The organism is Streptomyces sp. NPDC004542 (genome assembly GCF_040610035.1).
Lineage (GTDB): Bacteria > Actinomycetota > Actinomycetes > Streptomycetales > Streptomycetaceae > Streptomyces.
Genome location: NZ_JBEXLP010000025.1, coordinates 53,667 through 68,426 on the forward strand (window position 1 = coordinate 53,667; position 14,760 = coordinate 68,426).

Sequence of the window (14,760 nt, forward strand, 5' to 3'; positions counted from 1 at the left end):
ATGCGCCCCCGACGGCCGCCCCGGTGGGGCAGACTGCGCGCGTGAGCGCCATCGTGTGGACCGCCTCCGCATCCCTCGCCGCATGGCTGTGGCTGCTGCTCTGCCAGGGCTTCTTCTGGCGCACGGACGTCCGGCTGCCGCCTCGCCGGGATCCGGAGGTGTGGCCCTCGGTCTGTGTCGTCGTTCCGGCCCGGGACGAGGCCGCCGTGCTGCCCGCGAGCCTGCCGTCGCTGCTGGCGCAGGACTACCCGGGGCGGGCGGAGGTCTTCCTCGTCGACGACGGCAGCGCGGACGGCACCGGTGAGCTGGCCCGCGAGCTGTCCCGGCGCCACGGCGGACTGCCGCTCACCGTGGACCGCCCCGGTGAACCGCCCGCGGGCTGGACGGGCAAGCTCTGGGCCGTCCGCCACGGCATCGCCCTGGCCCGCGCGCGTGACCCCGCATACCTGCTGCTGACGGACGCGGACATCGCGCATGCGCCGGACAGTCTGCGGGAGCTGGTCGCGGCGGCGCGCACCGGCGGCTTCGACCTCGTCTCGCAGATGGCCCGGCTGCGGGTGGAGAGCCTGTGGGAGCGGCTGGTGGTGCCGGCGTTCGTCTACTTCTTCGCGCAGCTGTATCCGTTCCGCCGGGTCGGTGCGCGGGGAGCGCGCACGGCGGCCGCGGCGGGCGGCTGTGTCCTGCTGCGCGCGGAGACGGCCGCGCGGGCCCGGATCCCGGACGCCATCCGGCAGGCGGTCATCGACGACGTGGCACTCGCGCGCGTGGTGAAGGCGGGCGGCGGTCACGTCTGGCTCGGACTGGCCGACCGGGTGGACAGCGTGCGCCCCTACCCGCGGCTGCACGACCTGTGGCGGATGGTCTCGCGCAGCGCCTACGCGCAACTGCGGCACAACCCGCTGCTGCTGCTCGGTACGGTCGCCGGGCTCGTCCTGGTCTACCTGGTGCCGCCCGCAGCCGTGGTGGCGGGCGCGGCGGCGGGCAGCGCGGCGGCCGCGGTCACCGGCGCCGCGGCGTGGCTGGTGATGGCGGTGACGTACGTCCCGATGCTCCGCTACCACCGGCAGCCGCTGTGGCTCGCTCCCCTGCTCCCGTGCACCGCTTTCCTGTACCTCCTCATGACGGTCGATTCAGCGGTGCAGCACTACCGGGGGCGCGGGGCGGCCTGGAAGGGCCGTACGTATGCCCGGCCGGACGCCGTGCCGGACGAGGGCTGACCCCGGACGGCCGCTACTTCCGGCCGGGGGTCCAGTTCATGCCCCACCCGTAGGCGCGGTCGACCGTCCGCTGCGGGCTCACCCCGTGCTCCGGGACGAGGTAGCGCGCCTCGCGCCGGACGATGAGGTCGCCGCCGGTGTTGGTGATCAGGGCGAGCGCGCACACGGTCGAGGGGACCGTGCACTCGTCGAGCGAGAAGTCGACCGGGGCACCGTGCTCGGGCCGGAGGGTGACCGTGGCGTGCAGGTCGGCGAAGGAGTCGGCGCCGGCGTAGACGGTGACGAAGACCAGGATGCGCCGGAAGTCGCGCTGGTGGTCGAGGTTGATGGTGAGGTTCTCGCCGCTGGTGACGGCGCCGGTGCGGTCGTCGCCGTCGAGGTGGATGTACGGCGGGCGGTGCAGCGCGCCGAAGGCGTTACCGAGGGCCTGGACGACCCCCTTGCGGCCGTCGGCGAGTTCGTACAGGGCGCACAGGTCCAGGTCGAGGTCGGCCGCGCCGCGCCGTGCGCCCCGGCCGGGGAACTGCTTGCGCGTCCGCCAGTTGAGGTTGACCCGCATGGTGCCGGAGGTGCCGCCCTGTTTGGCCAGGGACACGGTGGGGGCGGCCTTGGTGAGCGTCACCTTGCTGAGGCGCACGGGTGCGGAGGCGGGGACCGGAGGCGGTGGCGTGCTGCTTGACGGGGTGAGCGGGGTGCGGGGCGGGGTGACGGGCGGGCCGGAGGGCATCGGCGGGGCGGGAGGGGGCGTCAGGTGGCGGGGCGGCGCCGGGGTGGCGGCGGGCGGGGCCGCGGGCGCGGCCGGCGCCGGGGGGCGTGCGGTCGCGGGTGGCACCGGACGCTGCGGCTCGTCCACCGTGATGCCGAAGTCGGTGGCGAGGCCCTCCAGTCCGGTGCTGTAGCCCTGGCCCACGGCGCGGAACTTCCAGGCGCCCTGGCGCCGGTAGAACTCCCCGAGGACGAAGGCCGTCTCGACGGTCGCGCCCGGGCTGTCGAAACGTGCGACCACGGTGTCCCGGGCCGCGTCCCGGACCTCGATGTACAGGCCCGGCACCTGGCCGAACGTACCGCCGTCCGCGGAGGCGGCGAGGACCACCCGCTCGATCGCGCCCTCCACGCGCGCGAGGTCCACGAAGAGGGTGTCGGTCACCCGGCCCCCGGCGTTCCGCTTGCCCTCGTGCCGGACCGCGCCGGAGGAATGGGCGGGCTGGTTGTAGAAGACGAAGTCTCCGTCGGAGCGGACCTTTCCGGCCGCCAGAAGGAGCGCCGAGGCGTCCGCGTCGGGGACGCCGGGTCCAGGGCGCCAGCCCAATTCGACACGCAGGGCCGTCGTGGGCACCGGCGTATTCGATCCTTTCGCCATGGTCATGGCCGCCCCCATCACGGGTCACCGCCGGGTCACGCCCGGTCCGTCCTCGTCATCCCTGACTCGTCCCTGAGTCATCCCTACCCGGACAACCTATTCGCGGGGCCGGCGAACGCTTGCGAAGGGCACAGGAAGAGCGCGGTCAACTCTCGGTGACCTGCCCGGAACTCGGCCTTTACAAGATCTAGGCCTTGAGTGACGTCCACTTTTGCCGAGTTCGCTCGGATTGGGGATGCCCGGTCACCGCCGACACGGAAAACAACCCTCTTATCGGTCTCCCCAACCAGCACACTGTGGGCTTAACTTATGTGCCATGACCTCCCCCCGCTCCACTTATGGCGGCGGCTACCACTCCGCCTCCTTCCCGGACACTCCGATCTACGACTCGCTCGTGGCCGAGCGGGGCACCCCGCAGATCGCCCCGATCCGGGTCCCCGCCGCGTACGACGCGGGCAGCAACCTGCCCGCGCTGCCGTCGGCGCTGCCCGCGCTCCCGTCGGGCCCGTCGCCGCAGGCCCCCTCCTACGGCTACCCGCAGGCGCAGCAGCCGGCCCCGCTGCAGCAGGCGCCCACGGCGTACATCCCGCAGCAGGCCACCGCCCCGCGCGGCTACCCCGGCCCGCAGCCGCAGCAGCCCCGGCCGATGGCACAGGGCACCGGCTACGAGGCGATGCGCCCCGCGGCCCCCCGGCCCGCGGCCCCCTACCAGGAGCCGTACAACAACCAGCAGTACCGCGGCTACTGACAGGCGCCCCGGTCCACCGCCACCTGGCACGATGACCTCATGGGGCATGCCGAACTGCAGTCGATCCACGTCCATCCGGTCAAGGCGCTCCGGGGCTTCTCGCCGCGGGAGGCCGTGGTGGAGCCCTGGGGACTGACCGGAGACCGGCGCTGGGCGCTGATCGACGACGGGGGAAAGGTCGTCTCACAGCGCGAACAGCCGCGCCTCGCGCTGGCCGCCGCCGAGCTTCTGCCCGGCGGCGGCGTTCGTCTGTCCGCCCCCGGCCGCGCGCCGCTCACGGTCGCCGTGCCACGGCCGTCGGGCACGGTGACGACGGAGATCTTCGGAACGAAGGTCCAGGCCGTCCCGGCCGACGACGCCGCGGGCACCTGGTGCGCCGAGTATCTGGGCACCTCCGTCCGCCTCGTCCACATGGACGACCCGGCCACCCGCCGCCCGGTGGATCCGGCTCACGCACTCCCCGGCGAGACGGTCGGCTTCGCCGACGGCTTCCCGCTGCTGGTCACCACCACCGCCTCCCTCGACGCCCTGAACTCCCTCATCGCGCAGGGCGACCACGCCCACGAGGGGCCGCTGCCCATGAACCGGTTCCGGCCGAACCTGGTCGTGGCGGGCACGCAGGCCTGGGCCGAGGACGACTGGTCGCGCATCGCCGTCGGTGAGGTGGTCTTCCGGGTTGCCAAGGTCTGCGGACGGTGTGTCGTGACCACGACCGACCAGGAGACCGCCGAACGCGGCCGGGAACCCCTGCGCGCTCTGGCCCGCCACCGCCGCTTCGGCAGCCGGCTGGTCTTCGGGCAGAACCTGGTGCCCCAGTCCCCCGGCACCGTCCGGGTGGGGGATCCGGTGCGGATCCTCGATCAGCCGCTCCGGGCCCCGGGCCCGCACGGTCCGGGAGCGGCGCTGCGCGAAACGGCTCCGGGATCGCGCCACCGGGCGGGAACCGGAGGGAGGGGCCCGGTCGTTGGCTGGGCGTGAGACGTTCACGGAAGGCCTCGGACGCGATCGGAGGTGATTTCGCTCTCTCTTCGGCCGGATGCGCGGGCGAACGGCTCCGAAGGGGGTTATCACGGAGCGGGAAGGGGGGTGCCGGACGGTGCGGGCAATCGGCGGACTCTGGCGCTGGCGGAACAATCCGCTGCGCCGCACGACCGACCTGGTCGAGGCATGGGTGGCCCTCGTGACCCTGCTGCTGATCGTGGTGGCCGCCCCCGTGATCGGCTCGCTCGTCGGCGCCGTGGCACAGGACTCCCTCCAGCGGTCGGTCCGGGCCCAGCATGACTCCCGCCACCTCGTGACGGCCACGGTGACGCGCACGCTGGACGACGCCCCGCTGGACCCCGAGCCCGACACCACCGCGCACGACACCCGCACCCGGGTCGTGGCCTCCTGGACGGCCCCCGACGGCACCCCGCGGCACGACACGGTCCTGGTCCCCCTCAAGTCCCCGCACTCCGGCGACCACTTCCGGCTCTGGACCGACCGGCAAGGACACCTGGCCGCCCAGCCGCTGGACTCGGCGACGGCCACCATTCACGCCGTACTCGCCGGGTTCGGCGCGGCGATGCTGACCGCCGGAGCGGTCGAGGGCGGCAGACGCCTGATCGTCTGGCGCATGGTCCGCCGCCGGTACGCGCATTGGGACCAGGCCTGGGAGCGGGCGGGTCCGGACTGGGGCAAGGCCGGCACCGGCAGCTGACGGCCTTGCGGCTGTGGTCAATCCACCGCCCGCACGCACGCTACGGTGGTCCGGCCGAACCCTTCGGCACCAACCCGCGCGCGAGCGAGCCGCAGGGGCGCACGCCCCGAAGGCGAACGAGCCGGCAATACGACGAGGTGGGGGCAGAGCAACGCCATGGCACAGGGCACGGTCCAGGTGACGCACACCGGTACATCGCGGTGGCGGCGCCGCACGGGTGAGTACGCTTCGCTCGCCGCCGCCCTGGAGGCCGCGGCCGACGGTGACGTCCTCACCGTCGCCCCCGGTACGTACCGGGAGAACCTCGTCGTCCAGCGGGCGGTGACGCTGCGCGGCCCCGAGGGCTCGCCCGGCTCCGTGCGCATCGCGCCCCCGGACGGGGTGCCGTTGACCGTACGGGCGTCGGCGGTGGTGCGGGACCTGCACGTCGAGGGCCAGGACGCGGCCTCTCCCGCTCTGCTCGTCGAGGAGGGCACACCGGAGCTGATGGACGTGCGGGTCGTCACCCGGTCCGCGGCGGGCATCGAGGTCCGCGGCGGTGCCCGTCCGACCGTGCGCCGCTGCACCGTCGACAATCCGGCCGGCGTCGGCATCGCCGTACTGGACGGCGGGGGCGGGGTGTTCGAGGAGTGCGAGGTGGTCGCGGCCGGCCAGGCCGGCGTGGCGGTCCACGGTGGCGGGCATCCACGGCTGGAGCGCTGCCGGGTGCACCACTCGTCGGGCCCGGGCGTCACCGTGACCGGCGAGAACTCGGCGCTGGAGGCGGTGGGTTGCGAGGTGTACGAGGTCCGGGGGTCCGGGGTGCAGGTCACCGCGCGGGCCACCGCTCACCTGACCGACTGCGAGGTGCACCGCACCACCGCGGACGGTGTCACACTCGACACGGACGCCGTGCTCACCCTCGCCGACTGCCGTATCCACGACATCCCGGAGAACGCGGTCGACCTGCGCTCCCGTTCGGTGCTGACGCTGACCCGGACGACGGTGCGTCAGTTCGGGCGCAACGGCCTGTCGGTGTGGGACCCGGGCACTCGCGTCGACGCCAACCAGTGCGAGATCTCCGACAGCACGGGCGACTATCCGGCGGTGTGGGTGAGCGACGGCGCCACCGCGGTGCTCGACTCCTGCCGGGTGCACGACGTGCCGGACGCGCTGTTCGTGCTGGACCGCGGCTCGCGTGTGGACGTGGTGGACAGCGACCTGACCCAGGTGCGCAACACGGCCGTGTCGGTGAGCGACGGGGCGACCGCCCAGCTCGACGACTGCCGGATCCGGGAGGCGGCGACCGGCGCCTGGTTCCGCGACCACGGCAGCGGCGGCACGCTCAGCAACTGCGCTCTGGACGGCAACCAGACGGGCGTGATCGTCACGAAGGGCGCCGACCCCGTCATCGAGCGGTGCACGGTCGACTCACCCGCGGAGGCGGGCTTCTACGTGTCGGCGGGAGGCCGGGGCAGTTTCCTCGGCTGCCGGGTGACCGGCAGCGGCGGTTACGGCTTCCACGTCATCGACGGCTGCCGTACGACACTGCGCAAGTGCCGCACGGAGCGGTGTGCGCGCGGCGGCTACGAGTTCGCGGACGGCGGGCCGGAGGCCGCACCCGGCAGCGGTCCGGTCGTGGAGGACTGCACCAGCGACGAGAGCGGCGGTCCGAGGCTGTCCGCGGCGCGCGAGACGGCCGTGCAGGCGGCGGGCCAGTCCCCCGGCCTGCTGGGTCTGATCCCCGACCAGCGGGCCGACCCCCCGCAGACCCCGGCCGTCGCCCCCGCCGCGGCCGAGGCCCGGACGTCCGAGGCCGTGCTCGGTGAACTGGACGCGCTGGTCGGCCTGGAGAGCGTCAAGCGGGAGGTCCGTGCCCTCACCGACATGATCGAGGTGGGCCGGCGCCGGCAGCAGGCGGGTCTGAAGGCCGCCTCCGTCAAGCGGCACCTGGTCTTCACCGGCTCTCCCGGCACCGGCAAGACCACGGTCGCCCGCCTCTACGGCGAGATCCTCGCCTCCCTCGGGGTGCTGGAGAAGGGGCACCTCGTCGAGGTGTCCCGGGTCGACCTGGTCGGCGAGCACATCGGATCCACCGCGATCCGCACCCAGGAGGCCTTCGAACGGGCGCGCGGCGGGGTGCTGTTCATCGACGAGGCGTACGCGCTGTCACCGGAGGACGCCGGCCGCGACTTCGGCAAGGAGGCCATCGACACGCTGGTGAAGCTGATGGAGGACCAGCGGGACGCGGTGGTGGTGATCGTCGCGGGCTACACCGCGGAGATGGAGCGGTTCCTCTCCGTCAACCCGGGGGTGGCCTCCCGCTTCTCCCGGACCATCACCTTCGGCGACTACGGCCCCGAGGAACTGCTGCGGATCGTGCAGCAGCAGGCGGACGAGCACGAGTACCGGCTGGCCCCGGGCGCGCCGGAGGCCCTGCTGAAGTACTTCACGGCCATCCCCAAGGGTCCCGCGTTCGGCAACGGCCGTACGGCGCGTCAGACCTTCGAGGCCATGGTCGAGCGGCACGCGAGCCGGGTCGCGCAGTTCACCGAGCCGACCACCGACGACCTGACCCTGCTCTACGCCGAGGACCTGCCCGAGCTGCCCTGAGGTTCGCCGTGCACGTGCCGCGGGCCGGGCAGGCCGGGGCACAGCCGGGCCAGCAGACGCGCCCGCTCCTCTGCGAACGCCGGGTCGGCCTGGTAGTCGAAGTGGCCGAGCAGGGGCGCGGGCAGCGGGTGCTCGGCGGTGCGGCCGTACGCCAGCGGGTCCTCGAGCGGGGCGTGGTCCACGGCGGGTCCGCAGTCGCCGGGCAGCCGGATCGGGCCGCCGATGGGGTCGGTGAGCCGGTAGAGGTTGCGCCAGCGGGCGACCTCCCGGTGCAGCGAGGCGAGCGCGGCCGGGCCGAAGTGGGCCGGGAACCAGCGGCCGTACAGGCGCTCGAGCGGGCAGCCGTACGTCAGCAGGGCGACCCGCCCGCGTACGGCGGGGGTGAGCTGCCAGGCCGCGGCGGCCGCGAGCACACTGCCCTGGGAGTGCCCGGACAGCACCAGGCGTCCGCCGGTGCGCCGCGTCCAGGTGGCCATCCGCCAGGTGAGGTCCGGTACGGCGCGCTCGGCGTAGCAGGGTGGTGCGAAGGGGTGCGCGGCGCGCGGCCAGAAGGTGCCGACGTCCCACAGGATGCCGATGGTGCGCCGGGCCGAGGCGTCCTTGTAGGCGCGCCGGCCCCAGGTGACGAACAGGATGAAGCCGAGGCCGACCAGCCAGGAGCCCAGTGCCTGCGACGTCTCGGCGGCGCCCCGCACGAGGTCGGGGGTGTGCCGGGCGGCCTCGCCGGGGGGCCGGCCGGTGGTCCGGGCGCCGGCCAGGGCCCCGGCGCCGAGTAACAGGGTGGCGGCGGAGAGGACGCCGACGACGAGGGGCCCGCGGTCGGTGAGGGCGGCCAGGGCGCGGGCGCGGGCGATACGGCGGGTGCGGGCCGGGTCCTCGCCTTCGCCGTGGTGCTCGCGCTCGACCCGGCCGCACTCGGCGCGGGCGAGTCGGCGGGTGCGCCCGGCCAGCCGGGCGGTCAGCGCGAGCAGCACCAGGATCAGGGGCGGGATCACGGACGCCTGCCAGGTCAGCAGCACGGGCGGGCCGTCGAGGGCGGCGCTGGTGCCGTCCAGCCAGTCGGCCACGCGCTGCGCGACACCGCCCGACAGCACGCCGCCGAGCGCACAGGCGAGGAGCACGACCGCCGGCCCGCCGAGCCCGCGCATCGCCGCCCGGGGATCGGGGGCCGAGCGGTGCAGCAGGTGCGCCACCACGCCGAGTACGACGACCAGCAGGCCCTGGACGAGGGCGAGACCCGCGAAGGCCGTGTCGCCGGGCAGACGGCCGGAGGAGTGCCAGCCCGGCCGGGACCAGCCGGCGTACAGCATCGCCAGGCCGAGCAGGAGGAGCGCGCCGAGCGGCAGCCGTCGTACGAGGTGCTCGTCGAGTTCCTGGTCGAGGCGGTTCTCGCTGCGGCCCCGGCGGCAGACCACGGCCACCGCGGCGGCCGCCCAGCCGAGCAGGGCCACCGCCAGCAGCCGGCCCAGGGTGTCCAGTGCGGCGGGCCCGCCGGGCCGGCGGTCGAAACCGGCCGCCGGGACCAGTACCGCCGCGGCGACCGTCAGCAGGCCCGCGGCGGTGTGGGCGGCGCGCAGCCGGGCCACCAGACGGCGGCCGTACCAGAAGCCGGGGCGGCCCAGCGAGGTGGGTCCGGTCTCCTCGTCGGGCTCGGGCGCGCGGTCGAGCGGTTTCTGCGACTCGTAGGCGCTCCAGGTGCGGTGGGAGAGGTACCAGAGCAGGGCGGTGAGGGCTGCCGGTACCAGCGCGGCCACGGCGAGCCGCCGCCCGGGCCGGCTCCACCAGCCGCCCGAGCCGGGCGAGAGGAAGGCCAGCCAGGAGTGCCGGCGGGCGCAGGAGACGGTGCCCACGCACTGCCAGGCCGCCAGGTCGAGGGCGACCTCACAGGCCGCCGCGACCAGCAGCACGGTCAGGGTGAGCCCGGCCAGCCGCACCAGCAGCCCGTACAGCCGCACCGTGCGGGACCGGCCGGGCGCGGCGGGGCGCATCCAGTGGGCGAGGTTGACCACCATGAACGGCAGCAGCAACAGCCACAGGGCGCGGGCGCCGTTTCCGGAGGTCAGGTTGCACCAGACGTACGCCTCCGGCACGGGTCCGGGCCGGTGGCCGCCGGATCCGGCGTCGGCGTCGGCGTCCTCGGCGCGCCGGAACACGGCCGCCGTGCCGTCGCCGGTGACCCGTACCGTGCGCGGGTCGCCGAGCATCTTCTCCGGTGTGGTGCCCCCGACTCCGTGGACCAGGAGTTCCAGGGCGGCACCGGCACGTTCCTGTGCACGCTCCACTGTTCGCACTTCCCCCGTGACGCGCCGACGGTCTGTGTCCGTGCATCCACCAGGATCACCGCTCGCACTGTGACGTACACCACTCATCACGGAATCTCCCCGATCCGGTGCGGAGACGGCGGCACGGGTGATGTCCGAATGACATGTGCGCGCCGGTGCGGGCAGTGGCGCCGACGGGGCCCTCCCGTGACAAGATGGGACGCCCTCGCACCAGGGACGGACGGAACGTCCTGGTCGGAGCAGGTGCGAAGGCGAGGCGACGGCTGACGCGAAAGGAACCGGAGCGTACGTGAGCGAGAATCAGAACCTCCTCGCGGAGCAGCGGCGCGCCCTGATCCTCGACGAGGTCCGGCGCCGCGGCGGCGTGCGGGTCAACGAACTGACCCGCAAGCTCGGCGTGTCGGACATGACCGTGCGCCGCGACCTGGACGCCCTGGCCCGCCAGGGGGTGCTGGAGAAGGTGCACGGCGGCGCGGTGCCGGTGGTCGAGGCGAGCACACACGAACCCGGCTTCGAGGCCAAGTCGGGTCTGGAGCCGACCGCCAAGGAGGACATCGCGCGCGCCGCCGCCGAGCTGGTCATGCCGGGTAGCGCGATCGCGCTGTCGGGCGGTACGACGACCTATGCGCTGGCCCACCATCTGGTCGAGGTGCCCGAGCTGACCGTGGTGACGAACTCGGTGCGGGTCGCGGACGTCTTCCACGCGGCGCAGCGCTCCTCGGGCCAGCGGCAGGGCGCGGCCACGGTGGTGCTGACCGGCGGTGTGCGCACCCCGTCCGACTCCCTGGTGGGGCCGGTCGCCGACCGGGCGATCGCGGCGCTCCACTTCGACCTGCTGTTCCTGGGGGTGCACGGGATATCGGTGGAGGCCGGGCTGTCGACGCCGAACCTGGCGGAGGCGGAGACCAACCGCCGGCTGGTGCAGTCCGCGCGGCGCGTCGTGGTGGTCGCCGACCACACCAAGTGGGGGACGGTGGGACTGAGCTCCTTCGCCGCGCTCGAGGAGGTCGACACGCTGGTGACGGACGAGGGCCTGCCCGCCGGGGCGCGGGCGGAGATCGCCGAGCATCTGCGGCGGCTGGTGGTGGCGGGCGAACCCGACGAGGGTGCAGACATCTGACGAGCCGTCAGCTAGGGTTGCCGGCCGACCGTCCGCCGCCCGTCGGGACGCACACCAGGGGGCCTGCCATGACGCACCGTCTGCGACCGGTGGGGACCGATTTCACCGGGACCGCCCCCGTCCGGCTGGCGTTCGCAGGGGAGACGGCCGCGGCACCGGAGGCGGTCTTCCGCGCGCTCGCCGAGGACGTGCCCGGCTGGCAGCAGTGGTTCTCGGCGGTGGCCTCCGCCCGGCCGACGGAGGGCGGACGGGAGATCCGGCTCCGGGGCGGCATCCGCTTCGAGGAGTCGGTCCTGCTCGCCGAGGCACCGGAGGTGTACGCCTACCGGGTCGACGCGACGAACGCACCGGGCGCCCGGGCCTGGGTCGAGGAATGGCGGCTCGCACCGTCCGGCACCGGCACACAGATCCGGATGACCTTCGCTCTCGACGGCACGGCCCCCTTCCGCCTGCTGTGGACTCTGGCCCGCCCGTGCGTGGGCCGCGCCTTCCAGCAGGCGGTGACGGCACTGGACCGGCGGCTGGCGGACCGGGGCGGCTAGAACCCGTCGAGGCCGAAGGGATCCTCCCGTGTCGGGACGCACGGCGACAACAGCGTCTCGGTGTGCTCGGTCACCGTGCCCCGGACGAGTCTGAGGTCGCGGACCTCGTTCTCGTGGCCGGGGTCCTCGTCGTCGCGGATGTGGATGAGTCCGTAGGACCCGGGTGCCACGGATCCGACATGGGCCCGGAGCCCGTCGACGATCCGCCGCAGCCGGATCTCGTCGTCGCCGGCACTCTCAAGGACGGTGACCCAGCCGTGGTATTCGAACACGCGCCGATCGTACGGGGGTCGTCCCGCGGACCGCCGGGGCGGCGGGTGGGTCAGTCCGGCCACACGCCCGTCCGCAGCAGCGCGTCGATCGCCGTGCTGTACGGGGTGATGTCCAGGCCCTGCTCCGCCAGCCACGCGTCGGAGTAGTACTTGTCGAGGTAGCGGTCCCCGGGGTCGCACAGCAGGGTGACCACGCTGCCCGTGCGCCCCCCGGCCACCATCTCGGAGACGATCTTCAGGGCGCTCCACAGGCCGGTACCGGTGGAGCCGCCCGCCTTGCGGCCGATGGAGCGTTCCAGGGCCCGTACCGCGGCGACGCTGGCGGCGTCCGGGACCTTCATCATGCGGTCGACGGCGCCGGGCACGAAGCTGGGTTCCATGCGGGGGCGGCCGATGCCCTCGATGCGCGAGCCGCAGTCGCAGGTGACGTCCGGATCGCCGCTGGTCCAGCCCTCGAAGAAACACGAGTTCTCCGGATCGGCGACACACACGCGGGTGTCGTATTGCATGTAGTGGACGTAGCGCGCGAGGGTCGCGGAGGTGCCGCCGGTGCCCGCCGTGGCGACGATCCAGGCCGGCTCCGGAAACCGCTCCCACCGCAGCTGCCGGAAGATGGATTCGGCGATGTTGTTGTTGCCCCGCCAGTCCGTGGCCCGTTCGGCGTAGGTGAACTGGTCCATGTAGTGGCCGCCGGTCTCCACCGCGAGGCGGGCGGACTCCTCGTACATCTTCCGGGAGTCGTCCACGAAGTGGCACCGGCCGCCGTGGAACTCGATGAGACGGCACTTCTCGGCGCTCGTCGTGCGGGGCATCACCGCGATGAACGGCACGCCGATCAGCTTGGCGAAGTACGCCTCGGATACGGCTGTCGAGCCGCTGGACGCCTCGATCACCGGGCGGCCCGGACGGATCCAGCCATTGCACAGGCCGTAGAGGAACAGGGAGCGGGCGAGCCGGTGCTTGAGGCTGCCGGTGGGATGGGTCGACTCGTCCTTCAGGTACAGATCGATGCCCCACTGCTCGGGCAGCGGAAAGCGCAGCAGATGCGTGTCGGCCGAACGGTTGGCGTCGGCCTGCACCTTGCGTACGGCCTCCTTCAGCCAGTCGCGGTAGGCGCTGTCGCTGCGGTCGACGTCAGGGGTGGCACCCGTACGGGTCTGTGGGGTGGTGCTCACGGCGGGGCTCCTTACACTTCGCTCCGACGGCGCCTCGCGCGGCCGACAGCCCGATCATAAGCAGCTTCCGCACCGCTTCCCACCTGCATAAACGCATCTTTGGGCGCCCCAAAGGCACCCCTGGGGCAGCCCGGGGCGGGTCATGTGCGAACCGTTTGCGAACCCGCGGGGGGCGCATTGGGGCGAGTGCTCCGGGCGCCGGTCGCGCGCGCCCCGTGCGCACTGGTGCTCTGCGACGCGCACGGGCAGACTGCACCTCCGGGACGGCCCCCGTCGCCGGATTCGCGGTGTCCGCCGAGGTGACGCGGCCGCTGTCCCGCACGGGAGTGCACACTGGATCACGGCGATGCACGAAGGGCAGGGCCGGATCACGACCCTGAGGGGCTCGGTCCGGCGAGCGACGCGCAAGGGGGCGGGGAAGGATGGCGGAGCCGGAGTTCACGGCCACGGGCGTGCGGATCGGAAAGCGGCTGCGTTCGCTCACCCGGGCCGGACAGGTCCGGATCAGCGACGGCAGGCTGGAGCTGCTCACCAGTTACGGCAGCGAGATCGACAGCGCGCCGGTGCGGGAGGTGCGTGCCTCCAAGCCCTGGTTCGCCCCGGAGGACCGGGCCCTGGCCGACCTCGACGGCAAGCGGTACCTGCTGACCCTGGGTGAGCACGACCCCGCCCCGGGCGAGCCGGGGCCGCCCGCGGCACGCCGGTTCATCGAGGCCGTGCGCCGGGCCTCCGGACACGGCGGCTGAGCGCGGCGAGTTGCGGGACCGCACCCCTTGCGTCACTCTGGTTCCACGTCACTCTGGGTTTACCGGCGATAACGCTGCGAACCAGCCCGCCGGCCACGACAGCAGGCGGACGTTTGGACGCAAGCACCCTGCTGGATCTGTTCTCCGTGTTCTCCGTGTTCCTCCGGATTCGACCGGACCTCACATCGGGGAGTCGCAGCCGTGATCAGTCATCCACAGCACTGCACGGTGGAGCTCCAAGCCCTGCCGTCGCGGATCGGTCAGGTCCGCAGAATCGTATCTGCGCAGTTGCGCTACTGGCATCTGGACGCGTTGATAGACCGCGCCTCGCTCGGTGTGACCGAGCTGCTGAGCAATGTTCACCGGCACGCCCAGCCGGACAAGTCGTGCACGGTGGAGATGGAGCTGGTCCTCGACCGGCTCATGGTGTCGGTGCGCGACCACGATCCCCGACTGCCCGTGGCCGGGGACATCGCGGACCTCGGACCGCTGGCCACCTGCGGGCGCGGGCTCGCGATGGTCGCGGCGGTGAGCGAGAGCTGGGGCGCGCGGCCGGACGGCGACCAGGGCAAGGTCGTGTGGTTCACACTGCCCACGCCCTCGGCGGCCGACCGGCAGCCGGCCCGCCCCCCGCAGCGCGCGGCCACCGAGGCACCCGCGCGCCGTTTCGAGCCGGTCCACGTGGAACCCGCGGCCTGTGCCCCCGCCCCGGCCCGCACCCCCGCCCGGTCGACCGTCGCCGGTTGACCGCGCGGGGGTGCGGCGGGCGGGGTCCCGGCGGGCGGCTCAACGTCGGGCCGTGGTGCTCGCCCCGTCCAGCGCCTCCCGGATGATGTCCGCGTGCCCGGCGTGCTGGGCCGTCTCCCTGATCAGGTGCAGCAGGACACGGCGCGCCGACCAGTGGACGGTCTCCGGCGGGGACCAGGGCGTCCTGGGGAGGGGCACGGTCGTACTCAGTCCGGGGCAACGCGGTCACGGTCTCCTCCAGGATCCGCGCCGTGACCGCG

At 73.6% G+C, this 14,760-nt stretch carries 14 protein-coding genes; 9 read left to right on the forward strand and 5 right to left on the reverse strand.

The genetic code is table 11. From position 1 onward, the window contains the following. Positions 1–41: 41 nt before the first annotated feature. Positions 42–1,217, forward strand: coding sequence for a glycosyltransferase (locus ABZX30_RS16530; protein WP_355934039.1), 1,176 nt, complete (start codon positions 42–44; stop codon positions 1,215–1,217). 13 nt (positions 1,218–1,230) lie between these two features. On the opposite strand, the gene ABZX30_RS16535 is transcribed toward ABZX30_RS16530, so the two are convergent. Then, positions 1,231–2,577, reverse strand: coding sequence for a TerD family protein (locus ABZX30_RS16535; protein ID WP_355934093.1), 1,347 nt, complete (start codon positions 2,575–2,577; stop codon positions 1,231–1,233). Positions 2,578–2,893: 316 nt separating this feature from the next. Between ABZX30_RS16535 and ABZX30_RS16540 the strand changes: the two genes are divergently transcribed. The 4 genes from ABZX30_RS16540 (at position 2,894) to ABZX30_RS16555 (ending at position 7,616) form a co-directional block, all read left to right on the forward strand. Further along, entirely contained in the window at positions 2,894–3,325 is a 432-nt protein-coding gene (locus ABZX30_RS16540; protein ID WP_355934041.1) for a DUF6643 family protein, read from the forward strand. 39 nt (positions 3,326–3,364) lie between these two features. Next, a complete protein-coding gene (locus ABZX30_RS16545) occupies positions 3,365–4,303 on the forward strand; it encodes an MOSC N-terminal beta barrel domain-containing protein (RefSeq protein WP_355934043.1) in 939 nt (312 codons plus the stop codon). Between the two features lie 118 nt (positions 4,304–4,421). Further along, a complete protein-coding gene (locus ABZX30_RS16550) occupies positions 4,422–5,024 on the forward strand; it encodes a hypothetical protein (RefSeq protein ID WP_355934045.1) in 603 nt (200 codons plus the stop codon). A 156-nt stretch (positions 5,025–5,180) separates the two neighbouring features. After that, positions 5,181–7,616, forward strand: a complete 2,436-nt coding sequence (locus ABZX30_RS16555) for a right-handed parallel beta-helix repeat-containing protein (RefSeq protein ID WP_355934046.1) — start codon at positions 5,181–5,183, stop codon at positions 7,614–7,616. Here ABZX30_RS16555 and ABZX30_RS16560 read toward each other — a convergent pair. Then, on the reverse strand, positions 7,586–9,985 hold the full coding sequence (locus ABZX30_RS16560; protein WP_355934048.1) for a hypothetical protein: 2,400 nt from the start codon (positions 9,983–9,985) through the stop codon (positions 7,586–7,588). The two genes, ABZX30_RS16555 and ABZX30_RS16560, sit on opposite strands and share 31 nt — an antisense overlap. A gap of 202 nt (positions 9,986–10,187) precedes the next feature. Here ABZX30_RS16560 and ABZX30_RS16565 point away from each other — a divergent pair, with 202 nt between their 5' ends. Both ABZX30_RS16565 and ABZX30_RS16570 read left to right on the forward strand, forming a co-directional pair. Then, positions 10,188–11,018, forward strand: coding sequence for a DeoR/GlpR family DNA-binding transcription regulator (locus ABZX30_RS16565; protein ID WP_355934049.1), 831 nt, complete (start codon positions 10,188–10,190; stop codon positions 11,016–11,018). Positions 11,019–11,086: 68 nt separating this feature from the next. Then, on the forward strand, positions 11,087–11,560 hold the full coding sequence (locus tag ABZX30_RS16570) for an SRPBCC family protein (RefSeq protein WP_355934050.1): 474 nt from the start codon (positions 11,087–11,089) through the stop codon (positions 11,558–11,560). Here the strand turns inward: ABZX30_RS16570 and ABZX30_RS16575 are convergent. Together ABZX30_RS16575 and ABZX30_RS16580 are read right to left on the reverse strand one after the other, a co-directional pair. Next, positions 11,557–11,832 (reverse strand): Imm7 family immunity protein, encoded by a 276-nt coding sequence (locus ABZX30_RS16575; RefSeq protein WP_355934051.1) that lies wholly within the window; start codon positions 11,830–11,832, stop codon positions 11,557–11,559. The two genes, ABZX30_RS16570 and ABZX30_RS16575, sit on opposite strands and share 4 nt — an antisense overlap. Positions 11,833–11,882: 50 nt before the next feature. After that, entirely contained in the window at positions 11,883–13,007 is a 1,125-nt protein-coding gene (locus ABZX30_RS16580) for a PLP-dependent cysteine synthase family protein (RefSeq protein WP_355934053.1), read from the reverse strand. Between the two features lie 422 nt (positions 13,008–13,429). On the opposite strand from ABZX30_RS16580, the gene ABZX30_RS16585 reads away from it, so the two are divergent. After that, on the forward strand, positions 13,430–13,753 hold the full coding sequence (locus ABZX30_RS16585) for a hypothetical protein (RefSeq protein WP_355934054.1): 324 nt from the start codon (positions 13,430–13,432) through the stop codon (positions 13,751–13,753). Between the two features lie 201 nt (positions 13,754–13,954). Then, positions 13,955–14,500, forward strand: coding sequence for an ATP-binding protein (locus ABZX30_RS16590; RefSeq protein WP_355934056.1), 546 nt, complete (start codon positions 13,955–13,957; stop codon positions 14,498–14,500). A 39-nt stretch (positions 14,501–14,539) separates the two neighbouring features. Here ABZX30_RS16590 and ABZX30_RS16595 read toward each other — a convergent pair whose 3' ends face one another. After that, positions 14,540–14,698 (reverse strand): DUF664 domain-containing protein, encoded by a 159-nt coding sequence (locus ABZX30_RS16595; protein ID WP_355934058.1) that lies wholly within the window; start codon positions 14,696–14,698, stop codon positions 14,540–14,542. Between the last annotated feature and the right edge of the window lie 62 nt (positions 14,699–14,760).